The organism is Enterobacter sp. UPMP2052, from assembly GCF_053709675.1.
The window spans coordinates 1,853,896-1,868,028 of the sequence record NZ_JBSKJR010000001.1; the positions used below are offsets into that span (position 1 = coordinate 1,853,896).

A 14,133-nucleotide genomic window follows, 5' to 3' on the forward strand; every position below is an offset into this window, starting at 1 on the left:
ACAGAAATAAAGCACGTATCGTTGTCGTTTAAGGTTTCCTTAAGTTGCCCCCTTTAAGATAGCCTTTTTTCCCGTTAATGACCTTGACTATGGCACACGGCGTCAGCCCTTCAGAATTATCTAACTTACAGACAGATAAGACTAAATCCCTTTACCGATTACCGGTACGCTTTTATGGTTATCAGCTTTTCGTGCTGTTAATCCTCGCGGTGCTGTTTATCTGGCTGTCTCGCGATGAAACGCTCGACAAATGGATCACCGGCTTTTGGTATGACGCGGCGACACACGGTTTTCCGCTACAGCAAAATCACCTGCTGGATCTGATCAACCACCGGCTGGCGAAATACGTTGCGATTACAACTGGCGCGCTGGCGCTGATTATCGGGGCCTGGCGACGCAATACCCGGCTGGTCACTGCCGCCCTGCTGATGGGGCTGGGTGCGCTGGTGGTCGGTGCGCTGAAAAGCATAAGCCACCACAGCTGCCCGTGGGACCTGGTGGAGTACGGCGGAAAAGCGCTTTCGTACCCGCTGTTTAGCGCGGTCCCTGAGGGCAGCGGCCCCGGGCGTTGTTTCCCCGGCGGGCATGCATCGAGCGGCTTTATGCTGATGGGGCTGTTTTTTGCCTTCTGGCGCGAACGTCCGCGACTGGCCTGGGCCTGTGTCGCACTGGGCGTGATTGCCGGGCTGGCGATGGGCTACGGGCAGGTTATGCGCGGCGCGCATTTTTTCTCTCACAACCTGTGGGCCGGGTGGTGGGTTTGGTTTTCTCAGGTGGCCGTCTACGGGCTGGTTTCTACCTGGTTTGCAAAAAAGTGACGAGGGTATGTTAGAAAATCTAAATTACAGTCTGTTCTATCTGATTAACGCCACCCCCGCTTCCCCGGCGTGGATGATCGATTTTGCCACCTTTATCGCGCGCGATGTGATAAGCATAGTGCCCGTGCTGGCCGTTATTCTGTGGCTGTGGGGGCCGCGCAAGCAGGTCGATGCGCAGCGCCAGCTGGTGATCAAAGTGGCAATGGCTATCGGCGTCAGCGTGGTGACAAGCTATTTGCTCGGCCACGCCTTCCCGCACGACCGTCCGTTTGTCGATCACGTCGGCTATAACTTCCTGCATCACGCCCCGGACGACTCCTTCCCGAGCGACCACGGCACGGTGATCTTCACCTTTGCGCTGGCATTCCTGTTCTGGCATCGCCTGTGGTCCGGTGCGCTGCTGATGGCCATGGCGCTCGCTATCGCCTGGTCTCGCGTCTATCTTGGCGTTCACTGGCCGCTGGATATGGTCGGCGGGTTCCTGGTCGGGCTGATTGGCTGCGTCAGCGCGGCTATTCTCTGGAGCCTCTTTGGTCCGGCGCTGCATCGCGGGCTGTCTGGGGTGTACCGTACCCTCTTCGCGCTGCCGATCCGTAAAGGCTGGATACGTGACTAACCCCGCGCTGACAGGTTACACTTGACCCCCCGCCCTGCGGGGGTTCACTTTTCAGCCCGAGGATCTATGGAAACACGCCGCGATGACCGCATAGCCCAGCTGCTACAGGCGCTGAAGCGCAGTGATAAGCTGCATCTCAAAGAGGCCGCCACGCTGCTTGGCGTTTCAGAGATGACCATTCGTCGTGACCTGAACAGCAACAGCGCGCCCGTGGTGCTGCTGGGTGGGTACATTGTCCTGGAACCCCGCAGCGCCAGCCACTATCTGATAAGCGATCAAAAAACGCGCCTGGTTGAAGAGAAACGCCGGGCCGCAAGGCTTGCCGCCTCCCTGGTCCAGCCGCATCAAACCCTGTTTTTTGACTGTGGCACCACCACACCGTGGATCATCGAAGCCATCGACAGCGCCATCCCCTTCACGGCGGTCTGTTATTCCCTGAACACCTTTCTGGCGTTACAGGAGAAACCCGAGTGCCGGGTTATCCTCTGCGGCGGCGAGTTCCATGCCAGCAACGCCATCTTCAAGCCGCTTAACCTGCACGACACGCTGAGTAATGTCTGCCCGGATATCGCGTTTTATTCCGCGGCGGGCGTCAATGTGCGCCAGGGGGCGACCTGCTTTAACCTGGAAGAACTGCCGGTGAAGCACTGGGCGCTCAATGCAGCGCAGTACCACGTGCTGGTGGTGGATCACAGTAAATTTGGCAAGGTGCGTCCGGCGAGAATGGGCGAGCTGGCACAGTTTGACGCCATCGTCAGCGACTGCCGCCCGGATGATGACATCGTGGCCTGCGCGAAAACGCAGCAGGTGAAGTTGATGTATTGAGGTTTTACCGGGTGCGTGCTTTCCCCCTCTCCCTGTGGGACAGGTTGGAGTAAGGGCATCAGGCAGCAACACACTCTGGTTCGCCGGGTGGCGGCTTCGCCTTACCCGGCCTACGAGCCCGTGTTTTCCCCCTCTCCCCGTGGGACAGGTTGGAGTAAGGGCATCAGGCCGCAACGCACTCTGGTTCGCCGGGGGGCGGCTTCGCCTTACCCGGCCTACGGGCCCGTGTTTTCCCCCTCTCCCCGTGGGAGAGGGTTGGGGTGAGGGCATCAGGCCGCAATACACTCTGGTTCGCCGGGGGGCGGCTTCGCCTTACCCGGCCTGGGTTCGAGCCGTTGCAGGCCGGGTTAACGCAACGCCACCCGGCAAACCCTTAGCTAAACCAGCTGCCAAACCATCCGTGGAATTTCATTAATACAAAGTCCCACATCCGGCTGAAGAAGCCGCCCTCTTCGACCGCCTCCATGACGATCAGCGGACGCTGCTCAATGGATTTACCGTTCAGCTGGAAATCAATCGTCCCGACAACCTGGCCCTTTTTCAGCGGCGCGGTCAGCTGCGGATCGGTCAGGGTATAGCTGGCTTTCAGGTTTTTCAGCTGACCGCGAGGAATGGTCACCGAACCCGCTTCGCCCGCGCCAAGATTCACTTCGCGCTTATCGCCAAACCAGACGCGCTGGCTGATGAACGTCGCATCCGGCTTGATTGGCGTGACGGTTTCGAAGAAGCGGAAGCCCCAGGTCAGCAGTTTTTCCGATTCGTTAAAGCGAATGCGGTCGGTTTTGGTGCCAAGCACGACCGAAATCAGGCGCATATCGCCCTGTGTGGCGGATGCCACCAGGTTATAACCCGCACCTGCCGTCGTCCCGGTCTTCATGCCGTCGACGTTCACGTTGCTGCTCCACAGCAGACGGTTACGGTTCGGCTGGCGGATCTTGTTGAAGGTAAACTCTTTCTCTTTGTGGATGGCGTACTCTTCCGGCACGTCGTGGATCAGTGCTTTGCCCAGCAGCGCCATATCACGCGCGGTACTGAACTGCCCCGGCGCGTCCAGACCGTGAACGGTCTTGAAGGTGGTGTTGGTCAGACCCAGCCTTTGCGCATAGCCATTCATCAGGCCGATAAAGGAGTCCTGGCTGCCCGCCACGTAATCCGCCAGCGCTATACAGGCATCGTTACCTGACTGGATAATCACCCCTTTGTTCAGGTCGGAGACCGATACCCGATCGCCCGGTTTCAGGAACATCACCGATGAACCGCGCAGCGCCGGGTTACCGGTTGCCCACGCGTCTTTCCCGACGGTCACCATGTCATCGAGCTTAATTTTTCCGGCCTTCAGCGCCTGACCCACCACATAGCTGGTCATCAGTTTGGTCAGGCTGGCAGGATCCAGTTTTTCGTCGGCGTTCCCTTCCGCCAGCACTTTACCACTGGCGTAATCCATTAAGATCCAGGCACGCGCATCAACCGGAGGCGCTTCGGGCGCCGCCTGTTCCGCCGCATAGAGCGTGGGTGCAAAAAGGAAAAGAAGCGCAGAGCCCGCCGCCAGGCTGCGCAGAGAAGAAGTTTTTAGCGTCATAAATGCCACCCGAGTGTCCATTCTAAAAATTACGTCACATCACCGTGTCGCAACAAGCGATGAGTAATAGCGCACTACAACTGTTAAGGAAACCTCAACCAGGTAAAGTTTTTAAAGTTTATGCAATACCCGACGGATACGCTTCGATTCACGGGATTTTTTTCTCTTCTGTTGCGTAATTGTTAGGTTTATCTCACCATGGCGACTCTCAGGTTTGACTATTTGGGGAATACAATGATTACGCTGTGGGGCAGGAACAACTCGACCAACGTGAAGAAAGTTCTGTGGACGCTGGAAGAGCTGGATTTACCGTTTGAGCAGGTGATGGCAGGTTTACAGTTTGGGGTGAATAAAGAGGCCGAGTATCTCGCCATGAACCCGAATGGCCTGGTGCCGTTGCTGCGCGACGAAGAGACCGGCGTCACGCTCTGGGAGTCGAATACTATCGTGCGGTATCTGGCCGCCCAGTACGGCCAGAGCCGTCTGTGGATTGAAAACCCCGCCAGCCGTGCGCAGGGAGAAAAATGGATGGACTGGGCGAACCAGACGCTCTCCCCGACCCACCGCGTGATCCTGATGGGCCTTGTGCGCACGCCAGAACCCGAGCGCGATTATCCTGCCATTCACGCCGCGCAGGACGCCTGCGAAGGGCTGTTCGCCATGATGGACGAGGAGCTGTCTCAACACGCCTGGTTCTCCGGCGATGCCTTTGGCACAGGCGACATTGCCGTTGCGCCGTTCGTCTGGAACCTGACCAACCTGGGGCTTAAATGGACGCCGCGCCCGCACCTTGAGCGCTGGCTCGCGCAGCTCAGTGAGCGCCCGGCGTACCGTAAAACCGTGATGATCCCGGTAAGCTGATCACCCGCCGGACGGGCTGACTTTCAGCAGTTGCCCGTCCGTCTCGTCGGTCAGGACGTACAGATAACCATCCGGCCCGACGCGCACGTCGCGAATACGCTGATCTCTGTCCCCCAGGATCCGTCCCTCTTCCGTCACCTTGTTGCCATCAACGTTCAGCACGATAACGTCCTTCTCTTTCAGCGCCCCGATGAACAGCCTGTTTTTCCACTGCGGGAAAACGTCGCTGTTATAGAACGCCATGCCGCTTACCGCGGGGGAGACTTTCCAGACGAACAGCGGTTTTTCTGTGCCTTCGACGTGCTCGCCTTTGGCCTCCGGGATCTTCAGGCCGCTATAGTTAATACCGTGCGTAGCCAGCGGCCAGCCGTAGTTTTTGCCTTTTTCCGGGATATTAATCTCATCCCCGCCGCGTGGGCCGTGCTCATTAAGCCACAGCGTGTCGCTCCACGGGTTCATCGCCATGCCCTGTGGGTTGCGAATGCCATAGGACCAGATTTCAGGCCGTGCGCCGGCGGTGTTCACAAAGGGGTTATCAGGCGGGACTTTACCCTCTTCGGTCAGGCGAACCACTTTGCCCTGCAGTTTGTCGAGATCCTGCGCCGTTGCACGCTGGTTGTTCTCCCCAAGGCCGATGAATAAATAGCCTTTACCGTCAAACACCAGTCGGCCACCAAAATGGTTACCGGTGGAGAGTTTCGGCATCTGGCGGAAGACCACCTGGAAGGCTTCAATGCGCGAAAGATCGTCGCTCAACCTGCCGTAGCCCACCGCCGTGCCCGCTTTCCCGTCCTGACCCGCTTCGGCGTAGCTCAGCCACACCCGGCGCGATGTGTCAAAATCCGGGGCCAGCACAACATCCAGCAGTCCCCCCTGGCCGTTCGCCCATACCTTTGGCACACCGACGATGGGATCGGATAACCCCTTCCCGGCCTGCCAGTGCTTAAGCTGGCCCCCCTTCAGGGTGACAAGCAGGCCTTTGTTGTCGGGCAGAAAGGCCATCGACCAGGGGTGATCGAGTCGGTTTTGCAGCACCTCAACCTTAACCGCATTGGGCGCAGCCAGGAGCGAGACGGGGAAAAATAACGCAGGGAGGAAAATCAGCGAGGATCGATGCATAACGCGCTCCTTTATCAGCATATGGCATAAAGATTAGCCACAACGTCCGGGCGCGTTACCACTTTTACAAAAGCTTAATCAGAAGGGGGAGTTGCCTCCCCCGGGGCTTAGTGCTGTTCGAGCTTCGCGTGCTCGTTCAGACACATAATGCATAGCGAGATCGTAGTCAGGCAGTTTTCGAGCTTCTCTGCGTTAACGGCGATAAACGTTGGGCAGTCATGACGTCCGGTCATCAGGCATACCCCTGCTGCGGTGAGCATTTCGGCGGCACGACGCAGGGCAATCAGTTCGCTCTCGTCGTACTCCATTTTCAGGATCGGGGCTTTTTCACGCATGAAATTGCACAGTTCAAACAGATTATCACGCAGATGTTCGCTTTCGCTGACTGACATATAGCCTTTCGCTTTTCTTAACTGCAGATAGGCGGCAAGGTCGATGCGGGCATTGATCAGCTTGTTCAGCAGATCGCGCTTCAGTCTGTCAACGGACATGCTTTTTCCTCCTCTGTCAGCCATGTTGCATAATGAGCATAAGGTTATTTTTTGTACAATGTAATGTATGAGATCAATAAATCGTAACTGATTAACATTCTTTACAATGTAACAACGTTCGGGAGCGTCATCTGCCCCGCAAAGAGTGTATAAATCGCCCGCGATACGCTGTAAAATCCCGCCCTGATAACTCCATAATTGATGAATTTTTAACCTATGAGCAATGTTACGCACCCGCCGAAGATTGGCTTCGTCTCCCTCGGCTGCCCGAAAAACCTGGTGGATTCTGAACGCATCCTGACCGAACTTCGTACCGAAGGCTATGACGTGGTGCCAAGCTACGACAACGCTGACATGGTGATTGTGAATACCTGCGGTTTTATCGATAGCGCGGTTCAGGAGTCGCTCGAAGCCATTGGTGAAGCGCTGACGGAAAACGGTAAAGTGATTGTGACCGGCTGCCTGGGTGCCAAAGTGGATCAAATCCGCGAAGTGCACCCGAAGGTTCTTGAGATCACCGGTCCGCACAGCTACGAGCAGGTGCTGGAACATGTGCACCACTATGTGCCAAAACCAAAGCACAATCCGTTCCTGAGCCTGGTGCCGGAACAGGGCGTGAAGCTGACCCCACGCCACTATGCCTACCTGAAGATTTCCGAAGGCTGCAACCACCGCTGCACCTTCTGCATCATTCCGTCCATGCGTGGCGATCTGGTGAGCCGTCCGATCGGCGAGGTGCTGGCCGAAGCTAAACGTCTGGCCGATGCTGGCGTGAAAGAGCTGCTGGTGATTTCGCAGGACACCTCCGCCTATGGCGTTGACGTCAAGCACCGTTCAGGCTTCCACAACGGCGAACCGGTGAAAACCAGCATGGTCGGCCTGTGTGAACAGCTCGCGAAGCTGGGTATCTGGACGCGTCTGCACTACGTCTACCCATATCCACACGTTGACGATGTGATCCCGCTGATGGCGGAAGGCAAAATCCTGCCGTACCTGGACATCCCGCTTCAGCATGCCAGCCCGCGCATTCTGAAGCTGATGAAACGCCCTGGCTCCGTTGACCGCCAGCTGGCGCGCATCAAGCAGTGGCGTGAGATCTGCCCGGACCTGACCCTGCGTTCGACCTTTATCGTTGGCTTCCCGGGCGAAACCGAAGAAGATTTCCAGATGCTGCTCGACTTCCTGAAAGAAGCCCGTCTGGATCGCGTAGGCTGCTTCAAATACAGCCCGGTGGACGGCGCGACCGCTAACGAACTGGCGGATCAGGTGCCGGAAGAGGTAAAAGAGGAGCGCTGGAACCGTTTCATGCAGCTGCAACAGCAGATCTCCGCCGAACGTCTGCAGGAGAAAGTGGGCCGTGAAGTGCTGGTCATTATCGATGAGGTGGACGAAGAAGGCGCCATTGGCCGCAGCATGGCGGACGCCCCTGAAATCGACGGTGCGGTCTACCTGAACGGCGAAACCAACGTGAAACCGGGTGATATCATTCGCGTGAAAGTTGAAAACGCTGACGAGTATGACCTGTGGGGAAGCCGGGTGTAATTTCTGCCCTTACCCTGCCCCTCTCCCACCGGGAGAGGGGATCACAATCCCTCTCGAATTACCCTTTCACTTTCGGATCCAGCGCGTCGCGCAGTCCATCCCCTAACAGATTAAACGCCAGCACGGTCAGGAAGATCGCCAGACTCGGGAAGATGGCGACGTGGGGGGCAATCACCATATCCGCCCTGGCTTCGTTGAGCATCGCGCCCCACTCCGGCGTGGGCGGCTGCGCGCCCAGCCCCAGAAACGACAGGCTGGCCGCCGAAATAATCGACAACCCGATACGCATCGTGAAATAGACCACGATGGACGACACCGTGCCCGGCAGAATATGGCTGAACAGGATCGTGGCATCGCTGGCCCCCATGCTGCGCGCCGACTCGATAAAGGTCTGCTGCTTAATCACCAGCGTATTGCCGCGTACCAGGCGTGCAAAGGCCGGGATGGAAAACACGGCCACCGCGATGATCACGTTCGCCATGCCGCTGCCCATAATGGCGACCACCGCAATAGCCAACAGAATGCCCGGGAAGGCAAACAGCACGTCGCACACGCGCATGATGATGCGATCCCACCAGCCTTCGTAATACCCGGCAACCAGGCCTAATACCGTTCCGATAACCGCGCCAATCAGCACGGCAAACACCCCGGCGGTGAGCGAAATCTGCGCCCCGACCAGTACGCGGCTAAAAATATCGCGCCCCAGGGAATCAACGCCAAACCAGTGCATCATCGACGGCCCGTCGTTCAGGCGGTCGTAATCAAAATAGTTTTCCGCATCAAAGGGGGCGATCCACGGGGCGAGGATCGCCACCGCGATCAGCAGCAGCACGAACAGCCCCGCCGCCATCGCCACGGGCTGACGGCGAAAACGCCGCCAGAATTCGAACCACGGGGTGCGGATATGGTCCGGTTTCACCCCCGGCATCGCGTTTAAAATGGCCTGACGTCGCCAGTTCAACAATCGCATCTTATTTGTACCTGATGGCCGGATTAATGGCGGCGTAAAGCACATCCACCACTAAGTTGATAAGAATAAACTCCAGCGAGAAAAGCAGCACTTCCGCCTGAATCACCGGGTAATCGCGCATGTCGACCGAGTCGACCAGCAGACGCCCCAGCCCCGGCCAGTTAAACACCTTCTCCACCACGATAGAGCCGCCCAGCAGGAAGCCAAACTGCAGCCCCATCATCGTCACCACCGGGATCATCGCATTACGTAAGCCGTGTTTAAGAATGACCCACTTCTCACTCACCCCTTTCGCCCGCGCGGTGCGGATGTAATCCTCGCTCAGCACCTCAACAAACGAGGCGCGGGTAAAGCGCGCCATCACCGCCGCCACGGCAGCGCCCAGGGTCAGGGAGGGCAGAATATAGTGCTTCCAGGTATCGGCCCCGACGGTCGGGAGCCAGCCCAGCTCTACGGAGAAAATCTGCATCAGCAGCATGCCGAGCGCAAAAGCCGGGAAGGAGATCCCCGTCACGGCCAGCGCCATGCCGAGCTTATCCGGCCAGCGGTTGCGCCACACGGCGGCGACAATCCCGGCCCCCAGGCCGAACAGCACCGCCCAGCCCATGCTGGCAAGGGTCAGCCAGAACGTCGGCATGAAGCGGCTGGCAATCTCTTCCGACACCGGGCGGCGCGAGACCATCGAGGTACCAAAATCCCCCTGCAGCACGTTCGCCATGTAGTGCAGGAACTGTTTATACAGCGGCTGATCGAGGCCCAGCTGTTTGCGCACCAGGTCAATCACCGTCGCATCGGCTTCTGGCCCTGCAATCAGCCGCGCCGGATCGCCCGGCAGCAGATGGACAAACAGGAACACCAGCACCGCCACGATGAACAGGGTCGGGATAAGCCCCAGCAGCCGTTTACACACATAATTCAACATGGGTTATCTTATTTTAAATCCGCGTCATCAAAGCTAAAGCCCGTGTCCGGCATGATATAGAAGCCGGTCAGCGCTTTGTTATGCGCAGAAACCAGTTTTTCCACCACCAGCGGGACCCACGGTGACTCTTTCCAGATGGTGTCCTGAGCCTCTTTATAAAGGCGCGCTTTCTCCTCCGGTTTGGTGGTTTTCAGCGCGTCGGCCAGGTCTTTGTCCACCTGCGGGTTGCTGTAAAACGCGGTGTTAAACAGCGTTGGCGGCCAGTTCTGTGAAGCAAACAGCGGCGACAGCGCCCAGTCGGCTTCACCTGTCGAGGCCGTCCAGCCGGTGTAGAACATCCGCACCCCGCTCTCTTTCTGGCCTTTGCCCTCCACTTCTGCCGCACGCTGTCCGGCATCCATAGCGGTAACCTGCGCCTTAATCCCCACCTGCGCCAGCTGCTGCTGGGTGAACTGCAGCACTTTCTGCGCGGTACTGTGATTATGGGAAGACCACAGCGTGGTGCTAAAGCCGTTCGGGAAGCCGGCCTCTTTTAACAGCTCGCGCGCTTTAGCCGGATCGTACGGCCACGGCTGGTACTGTTGGGCATAGTCAATCGACGGCGGCAGCACGCCCGTTGCTGGCGTGGCGAAGCCCGCGAAGGCCACCTTCACCAGCGCCTGACGGTTAATGGCGTAGTTGATGGCTTCACGCACCTTGGGGTTATCAAACGGCTTTTGCGTCACGTTCATGCTGATGTAGCGCTGCATGATGGACGGGCTGGCAACCAGCTCCAGCTTGCTGTTTTTCTGCAAAATCGCAGCCTGCTCATAGGGGATCGGGAAGGCAAACTGCGCCTCGCCGGTTTGCAGCATCGCCGCGCGGGTGTTGTTGTCCACTACCGGACGCCAGGTAATGGTGTCGAGCTTCGGCAGGCCCGGCTGCCAGTATCCGTCGAACTTCTTCACCTTCACAAAGTCGGTCTGGTTCCAGGTCAGCAGCTCGTACGGGCCGGTGCCCACCGGGTGAAAGCCGATCTCCTGGCCATATTTTTTCAGCGCCGCCGGGGAGATCATGGCCGTCGCCGGATGCGCCAGAATATTGATAAAGGCCGAGAACGGCTCTTTCAGGGTGATTTTCACCGTGGTCGGATCCACCACCTCGGTACTGCGGATATTTTTATACAGGTTATACCGCTTGAGGCTGTTGTCCGGGTTGCTGGCGCGGTCAAGGTTGACCTTCACCGCCTCAGCATTGAAATCGGTCCCGTCCTGGAACTTCACGCAGCTGCGCAGCTTAATGGTATACACCAGCCCGTCATCGGAGACGGTGTACCCCTCAGCCAGCACGTTTTTCAGCTTCATATCCTTATCCAGGCCAAACAGCCCCTGGTAGAATGATTTCGCCACCGCCTGTGACAGAGTGTCGTTTGCGTCATACGGGTCCAGCGTGGTGAAGTTAGACCCCACTGCGACCACCACATCTTTGGCAGCAAATGCGGGGGCGGCGGCCAGTGCCAGCGCCACGCTCGCGGCTAACCACCCTGTCCGGGCAACAAATTTAACCATGGTGTTCTCCTGCCTGTTGTAAGTTATAACCGCGAGAAGGCATTGTCCTGGCGCGGGGGGGTCACAAAATGTCCGGGGCCGACCTCACGCAGCGCCACGCGCTCCATGTGCTCACCCCGTTTACGAATATTGCTCGGCATTTCATCCTGCAGGAGCACGCGCCGGGCGTGGCGATGGGCAGGATCGGCAACCGGCACCGCCGCCATCAGCTTGCGGGTATAGGGGTGCTGCGGGTTCTCAAAGACCGCCCGCCGCGGGCCAATCTCCACAATTTGCCCCATGTACATCACCGCCACACGATGACTTATCCGTTCCACCACGGCCATATCGTGAGAAATAAACAGGAACGCGATGCCTAAATCGCGCTGAAGATCGAGCAGCAAATTGATGATTTGCGCGCGGATTGAGACATCCAGCGCCGAGACGGATTCGTCTGCAATCACCACTTTGGGGTTCAGCGCCAGCGCGCGCGCGATACAGATGCGCTGGCGCTGGCCGCCGGAAAACTCATGCGGATAACGCCAGGCGTGTTCCGGCTTGAGGCCCACGCGCTTCAGCAGCCAGGCCACGCGACGCTGGGCGGCTTCGCCGTCGAGCAGGTTATGCACCCGCAGCGGCTCCATAATGGAATAGCCTACCGTGTGGCGCGGATCGAGAGAGGCGAACGGGTCCTGGAAAATAAACTGGATATCCCGGCGCACCGCCTGCAGCCTGCTGTCCGCAAGGGTATCGATACGCTCACCGTTAAAGGTAATACTCCCCTCCTGAGACGCCACCAGCCTGAGCAGCGCCCGTCCGGTGGTGGATTTCCCGCAGCCGGACTCGCCCACCAGCGCCAGCGTCTCGCCCGGCCAGAGGTCGAAACTGACGTTTTCCACCGCATGCACTTCGCGTTTTACGCGGTTGAAGATGCCACTGCGCAGCGGGAAACGGGTCACCAGATTACGCACTTCCAGAATTGGCTTGCCCGCCACCACGGTATCCTGCTCGACTTCCGGTTGCGGTTCCTCGCCCTGAATAATCAGCGGGAATCGGCGCGGTAAATCGCTGCCGCTCATGGCCCCCAAGCGCGGGACCGCCGCCAGTAGCGCTTTGGTGTAGGGATGAGCCGGAGCATGGAAAATCTGCTCCACGCGTCCGGTTTCCACCACCTGGCCCTGATGCATGACCAGCACGCGATCGGCGATATCCGCCACCACGCCCATATCGTGGGTGATAAAGATCACCCCCATCTCCATCTCCTGCTGCAGCACTTTAATAAGCTGGAGGATCTGCGCCTGAATAGTGACATCCAGCGCAGTGGTCGGTTCGTCAGCAATCAGCACGGCCGGACGGCACGACAGCGCCATCGCGATCATCACGCGCTGACGCATCCCGCCGGAGAGCTGGTGCGGGTAACGCCCTAAAATCGATTGCGCTTCGGGAATGCGCACCCGGTCAAGCATCCGCTTCGCCTCAAGGAGCGCCTCATCGCCGCTCAGCCCCTGATGCAGGCGTATTGATTCGGCGATCTGTTCGCCCACCGGAAAGACCGGGTTCAGGGAGGTCATCGGCTCCTGGAAGATCATCGCGATGTCCGCCCCGCGCACGCGCTGCATCTGCGAGGCGCTCAGGGCGTTGAGATCCGTCACCTGCTGGTTACGACGACGCAGCAGCAGCCTGTCGCTGGTGACCTGCCCGCCCGTCTGTTCCAGCAGACGCATCAGCGCCAGCGCGGTGACCGATTTCCCGGAACCGGACTCACCGACAATCGCCAGCGTTTCGCCGCGGTTCAGCGAAAACGATAAATTTTGCACGGCGGGGATGAACTGCCGCTCCTCCTGGAACGCAATGTTCAGTTGATGGACGGACAGTACTTCCCGGCTGTCCATCGCTTCAGCGTGCGGCACGTTTTGCCCCCTTATTCACGATAAATTCCCGTACTGGGTTCGTCACCGGCATAACCCCAGGCGCGATACATCCCTTCACTGTTGAAGGGCAGCGCGACGTTGCCTTCACGATCCACCGCAATGACGCCGCCGACGCCGCCCAGCGCCGGCAGTTTTTCCATCACCACCCGCTCACAGGCTTCGGCCAGGCTAAGCCCGCCGTAGTCCATCAGAGCGGTAATGTCGTACGCCGCCAGCGCGCGGATAAACACTTCCCCGGTGCCGGTGCAGGAGACCGCCGCCGTCGCGTTATTGGCATAGCATCCCGCACCCGGCAGCGGGCTGTCGCCTACCCGACCCGGTAGTTTGTTGGTCATTCCGCCAGTCGAGGTGGCGGCGGCGAGGTTGCCCGCCTTATCGAGCGCCACGGCACCTACCGTGCCCATTTTAGTGCGCTCGTCCAGCGGCGCATCGTGATCGAGCCGGGTCATGCCCGCCGTACGGGCTTCCAGCAGCTGCTCGTAGCGCGCCGGGGTCGAGAACAGATCGGCCGATACCCGCTCCATCCCGCAATCATGGGCAAACTGTTCCGCGCCTGCTCCCGTCAGCAGCACGTGCGGGCTTTGCTCCATCACCAGACGCGCCGCCAGGACGGGGTTACGCAGATGACTCACGCCCGCCACGGCCCCCGCTTTCAGGGTCACCCCGTCCATCACGCAGGCATCCAGCTCGTGCGTCTCATCGCGCGTATACACCGAGCCAATCCCCGCATTAAATAACGGGCACTCCTCCAGCAGACGCACGGCCTCGGTGACCACATCCAGCGCGCTCTCCCCGGCTTCCAGCATGTGCTGGCCGGTTTCCACGATGGCAGAAAGCGCGTCAATATACCGCTTTTCCTGTTCGGGACTGAGCATTGCGCGGGTGATTGCCCCGGCGCCACCATGAATCGCGATTACCGCTTTGACCATTTCC

Annotated in this window: 13 protein-coding genes; 5 read left to right on the top strand and 8 right to left on the bottom strand. The window is 58.8% G+C overall.

The features are described from left to right. Window positions 1-89 precede the first annotated feature (89 nt). The 3 genes from ACWKX3_RS08625 to deoR all read left to right on the top strand — a co-directional run bounded on the left by ACWKX3_RS08625 (window position 90) and on the right by deoR (window position 2,259). Window positions 90-818 carry a phosphatase PAP2 family protein gene (locus ACWKX3_RS08625; protein WP_454541594.1) on the top strand — a complete coding sequence of 243 codons (729 nt, stop codon included), beginning with the start codon at window positions 90-92 and terminating at the stop codon, window positions 816-818. A 7-nt stretch (window positions 819-825) separates the two neighbouring features. Further along, a complete protein-coding gene (ybjG, locus tag ACWKX3_RS08630) occupies window positions 826-1,434 on the top strand; it encodes an undecaprenyl-diphosphate phosphatase (protein WP_006174269.1) in 609 nt (202 codons plus the stop codon). A gap of 66 nt (window positions 1,435-1,500) precedes the next feature. Beyond that, window positions 1,501-2,259: a DNA-binding transcriptional repressor DeoR gene (gene deoR, locus ACWKX3_RS08635; RefSeq protein WP_088207609.1), complete on the top strand. Its 759-nt coding sequence runs from the start codon at window positions 1,501-1,503 to the stop codon at window positions 2,257-2,259. Between the two features lie 373 nt (window positions 2,260-2,632). Here deoR and dacC read toward each other — a convergent pair whose 3' ends face one another. Continuing rightward, entirely contained in the window at window positions 2,633-3,838 is a 1,206-nt protein-coding gene (dacC, locus tag ACWKX3_RS08640; RefSeq protein WP_088207910.1) for a serine-type D-Ala-D-Ala carboxypeptidase, read from the bottom strand. A gap of 234 nt (window positions 3,839-4,072) precedes the next feature. On the opposite strand from dacC, the gene ACWKX3_RS08645 reads away from it, so the two are divergent. Beyond that, a complete protein-coding gene (locus tag ACWKX3_RS08645; protein WP_088207610.1) occupies window positions 4,073-4,699 on the top strand; it encodes a glutathione S-transferase family protein in 627 nt (208 codons plus the stop codon). Here the strand turns inward: ACWKX3_RS08645 and ACWKX3_RS08650 are convergent, their stop codons facing one another. After that, window positions 4,700-5,818, bottom strand: a complete 1,119-nt coding sequence (locus ACWKX3_RS08650; RefSeq protein ID WP_042319377.1) for a PQQ-dependent sugar dehydrogenase — start codon at window positions 5,816-5,818, stop codon at window positions 4,700-4,702. A 107-nt stretch (window positions 5,819-5,925) separates the two neighbouring features. Further along, complete coding sequence (gene bssR, locus ACWKX3_RS08655; protein ID WP_042319373.1) at window positions 5,926-6,309, bottom strand: biofilm formation regulator BssR; 384 nt, start codon at window positions 6,307-6,309, stop codon at window positions 5,926-5,928. A 216-nt stretch (window positions 6,310-6,525) separates the two neighbouring features. On the opposite strand from bssR, the gene rimO reads away from it, so the two are divergent. Further along, window positions 6,526-7,851 carry a 30S ribosomal protein S12 methylthiotransferase RimO gene (gene rimO, locus ACWKX3_RS08660; RefSeq protein ID WP_058610375.1) on the top strand — a complete coding sequence of 442 codons (1,326 nt, stop codon included), beginning with the start codon at window positions 6,526-6,528 and terminating at the stop codon, window positions 7,849-7,851. A 58-nt stretch (window positions 7,852-7,909) separates the two neighbouring features. Here rimO and gsiD read toward each other — a convergent pair whose 3' ends face one another. Genes gsiD through iaaA form a run of 5 tightly spaced genes read right to left on the bottom strand, consistent with a single transcriptional unit; the run spans window position 7,910 to window position 14,129 of the window. Continuing rightward, on the bottom strand, window positions 7,910-8,821 hold the full coding sequence (gene gsiD, locus ACWKX3_RS08665; RefSeq protein ID WP_058610376.1) for a glutathione ABC transporter permease GsiD: 912 nt from the start codon (window positions 8,819-8,821) through the stop codon (window positions 7,910-7,912). Between the two features lies 1 nt (window position 8,822). After that, window positions 8,823-9,743 (bottom strand): glutathione ABC transporter permease GsiC, encoded by a 921-nt coding sequence (gene gsiC / locus ACWKX3_RS08670; protein ID WP_006174252.1) that lies wholly within the window; start codon window positions 9,741-9,743, stop codon window positions 8,823-8,825. 8 nt (window positions 9,744-9,751) lie between these two features. Next, entirely contained in the window at window positions 9,752-11,290 is a 1,539-nt protein-coding gene (gene gsiB, locus ACWKX3_RS08675; RefSeq protein WP_454541595.1) for a glutathione ABC transporter substrate-binding protein GsiB, read from the bottom strand. A 23-nt stretch (window positions 11,291-11,313) separates the two neighbouring features. Continuing rightward, on the bottom strand, window positions 11,314-13,179 hold the full coding sequence (gsiA, locus tag ACWKX3_RS08680) for a glutathione ABC transporter ATP-binding protein GsiA (protein WP_454541596.1): 1,866 nt from the start codon (window positions 13,177-13,179) through the stop codon (window positions 11,314-11,316). An 11-nt stretch (window positions 13,180-13,190) separates the two neighbouring features. Then, window positions 13,191-14,129 carry a beta-aspartyl-peptidase gene (gene iaaA / locus ACWKX3_RS08685; protein ID WP_058610378.1) on the bottom strand — a complete coding sequence of 313 codons (939 nt, stop codon included), beginning with the start codon at window positions 14,127-14,129 and terminating at the stop codon, window positions 13,191-13,193. Window positions 14,130-14,133: the final 4 nt, after the last annotated feature.

What these genes read in the sequence shown, in the direction of transcription:
- ybjG (WP_006174269.1), top strand. Translation starts at nt 826, where the DNA reads ATGTTAGAAAATCTAAATTACAGTCTGTTCTATCTGATTAACGCCACC.
- ACWKX3_RS08650 (WP_042319377.1), bottom strand. Translation starts at nt 5,818, where the DNA reads ATGCATCGATCCTCGCTGATTTTCCTCCCTGCGTTATTTTTCCCCGTC.
- gsiB (WP_454541595.1), bottom strand. Translation starts at nt 11,290, where the DNA reads ATGGTTAAATTTGTTGCCCGGACAGGGTGGTTAGCCGCGAGCGTGGCG.
- ACWKX3_RS08645 (WP_088207610.1), top strand. Translation starts at nt 4,073, where the DNA reads ATGATTACGCTGTGGGGCAGGAACAACTCGACCAACGTGAAGAAAGTT.
- rimO (WP_058610375.1), top strand. Translation starts at nt 6,526, where the DNA reads ATGAGCAATGTTACGCACCCGCCGAAGATTGGCTTCGTCTCCCTCGGC.
- iaaA (WP_058610378.1), bottom strand. Translation starts at nt 14,129, where the DNA reads ATGGTCAAAGCGGTAATCGCGATTCATGGTGGCGCCGGGGCAATCACC.
- gsiD (WP_058610376.1), bottom strand. Translation starts at nt 8,821, where the DNA reads ATGCGATTGTTGAACTGGCGACGTCAGGCCATTTTAAACGCGATGCCG.
- deoR (WP_088207609.1), top strand. Translation starts at nt 1,501, where the DNA reads ATGGAAACACGCCGCGATGACCGCATAGCCCAGCTGCTACAGGCGCTG.
- bssR (WP_042319373.1), bottom strand. Translation starts at nt 6,309, where the DNA reads ATGTCCGTTGACAGACTGAAGCGCGATCTGCTGAACAAGCTGATCAAT.
- ACWKX3_RS08625 (WP_454541594.1), top strand. Translation starts at nt 90, where the DNA reads ATGGCACACGGCGTCAGCCCTTCAGAATTATCTAACTTACAGACAGAT.
- gsiC (WP_006174252.1), bottom strand. Translation starts at nt 9,743, where the DNA reads ATGTTGAATTATGTGTGTAAACGGCTGCTGGGGCTTATCCCGACCCTG.
- dacC (WP_088207910.1), bottom strand. Translation starts at nt 3,838, where the DNA reads ATGACGCTAAAAACTTCTTCTCTGCGCAGCCTGGCGGCGGGCTCTGCG.